Origin of the sequence: Moorena sp. SIO4E2, assembly GCF_010671945.1 — a bacterium.
Classification (GTDB): Bacteria; Cyanobacteriota; Cyanobacteriia; order Cyanobacteriales; family Coleofasciculaceae; genus Moorena; species Moorena producens.
The window spans coordinates 1-2627 of sequence record NZ_JAAHIE010000824.1; the positions used below are offsets into that span (position 1 = coordinate 1).

The 2627-nt window shown below is 46.2% G+C and carries 2 protein-coding genes; both read left to right on the forward strand.

Annotated elements, in window-relative coordinates; translation table 11 throughout:
* On the forward strand, window positions 1–1739 hold a 1739-nt coding region (locus F6K37_RS37725; protein ID WP_287256150.1), incomplete at its 5' end, for a response regulator.
* A 124-nt stretch (window positions 1740–1863) separates the two neighbouring features.
* Window positions 1864–2627 (forward strand): PAS domain-containing protein (locus tag F6K37_RS37730; RefSeq protein ID WP_287256151.1); only part of this gene is annotated, 764 nt, incomplete at its 3' end.

Sequence of the window (2627 nt, forward strand, 5' to 3'; positions counted from 1 at the left end):
ACACCAGCACTAACAAAGTCGAAGCTTTAGACGCAGGAGCAGATGATTATTTAGTCAAGCCCTTAGACATACCTGAATTATTAGCCAGAATTCGAGCAGTGCTGCGCCGCAGCAGCACCCCCCTACTACCGGTGCTTGAGTGGGGATTACTGCACCTTGATCCCAGTAATTGCCAGGTCAGCTACGATCAGGAACTCTTGCATCTTACACCTAAGGAGTATGGTCTAGTAGAGCTGTTTTTACGGAACCCCCACCGCATCTTTAGCCAAAGTTTCCTGCTAGATAATCTCTGGTCTTTTGAAGAACCCCCTACAGAAAATGCCGTTAGAGCTCATATCAAAAGTTTACGGCGGAAACTCAAGCAAGCTGGAGCCAAAAATGATTTAATTGAAACCGTCTACGGCTTGGGTTATCGGCTCAGAGAAACCTCCTCCGAAGGTAATGGTCAAACAAAGACTGAGAAAAACAAAGGCAAAAAAGCAGGTAAAAAGACACCATCTAACCTGAAACAATCAAAGATCAAGAGTGATAGTTCCGTTTCCCCAGTCCCTAAAACTCAATCCCAAGAACCAAAGCCATCAGGACTAAGTGCCATTTGGGAGCAGCAGAAGTCAAACTATATCAAGCGGCTCAATGTATTGGAGCAGGCCGTGACGGATTGGCGAGATGGTAATCTCACCGGAAAGTTGCGACAGGAAGCTTTACGGGAGGCACACACCCTAGCTGGTTCCCTCGGTAGCTTTGGTTTTGATCAAGCCTCTCTCAAATCCCGTGAGATTGAGCAGATATTGCAATCTGCGAAAAAAGGTAGCAAAGAGACCATAGCACATCTGTCTCAACTAGTGGTAGAACTACGACAACAACTAGAGACAGAGCCTAACCTGCCAAAATCTACTGAAAGTCCCGTACTCCCAATTCCCCACTCTCGATTCCCCATTCCCCACTGCCCACGACTACTGATTGTGGATGATGATTTAACACTAGCGCAAGGGTTAGCCTCAGAGCTAGCAACCTGGAAAATGGAGGTTGAGGTGGCGGGTGATATATCTCAAGGGAGAAAAGCAATTGCTCGTAACCGCCCCGATGTGGTCCTGCTAGACTTGTGTTTTCCTGAATCACTGGGAAATGGATTCGAGCTGTTAAAAGAACTGAAAACAACTCAGCCCCCTGTACCTGTGGTAGTGTTTACGGCTCAAGAGAGTTTTGCTGAACGAGTCAGAGTGGCTCGTTTGGGGGGACGCGGTTTTCTTCAGAAGCCTGTAGCACCTCACAAGGTGATGGATGCGATCGCTAAAGCTTTGCAACAATCTGATCCACCACAGGCAAAGCTATTGATTGTTGACGATGACCCTCAAATCCTGGATCAGCTACGCACTGTGCTAGAACCTTGGGGATTTCAATTGACTTTGCTAAACGATCCACAACAGTTCTGGGAAACCATAGAGCAGTGTACTCCCGACTTACTGATTTTGGATGTGGAAATGCCGGAATTTAGCGGTATTGACCTGTGCCAGGTGGTACGCAATGACTCTCGCTGGGGTGAGTTACCTGTGCTGTTTCTCTCCGCTGTTCAAGATGCTGAAACTGTGCAGCAAGTGTTTATGGCCGGGGCTGATGATTACGTACAAAAGCCAATAAGAGCCCCAGAGCTATTGGCTCGGGTGTTGAATCGCATTGAGCGCAGTCAACTAAGACTTAAGATGATAGCACAGAAGAATCAAATGTTGTCAGATAAATAAATCATCCTGATCAGTTAGTGGACGTAGAATTAGCAGATCGGACATAGTAGAATTGATCACATTTTATTCACAGTTGATGGTTAACGGTTGACTGTCAGCAATCATGTCAATTGTCAACCTAATTATGATCAATTTCTTTGACTATCTCCTATTGGCCGAAACGTTTATTCCCCAAGGTAACTGCTACCTCTGGCAGGCTAACGTGATCTGGCTGCACCTGATCAGTGATGCTCTGATTACCCTAGCCTACTATTTGATTCCCATACTGCTAGTGTACTTGATTAGGCAGCGGCAGAATCTGCCTTTCAAGGGACTATTGATGTTGTTTGGGGCGTTTATTATTTGCGGTGGCACCACTCACCTGATGGAACTATGGACCCTTTGGGCTCCAGCTTACTGGCTATCAGGCTCTATTAAGGCAATTACAGCTATAGTTTCTGTCTACACTGCTATAAAGTTATACTATATTCTACCTCGAATCCAAAATTCACCTAGTCTGGCTGGACTTGAGCAGCTCAACCAGGAGCTAAAATCTCAAATTGAAGAGCATATTTTGGCAGAGCAATCCTTACGGCAACGTGAGCAACGCTGGCAATTGGCACTACAGGCAGCTAATCAGGGAATTTGGGACTGGAACCCCAAAACCAATGAAACCTTTGTCTCCAGCCGATGTAAGGAAATGCTGGGGTATGATGAAAGCTACGACATCGGAAACTATAACCATCAATGGCGGACACACATCCATCCCGATGATTTAGACCAGGTGATCAAAGCCATGGAGGATCACTTAGCCCAGAAAACCTCCTATTATGTTCAAGAGTATCGCTTACGGTGCAACGACGGCAGCTACAAATGGATTCTTGACCAGGCACAAGCACTTTGGAATGA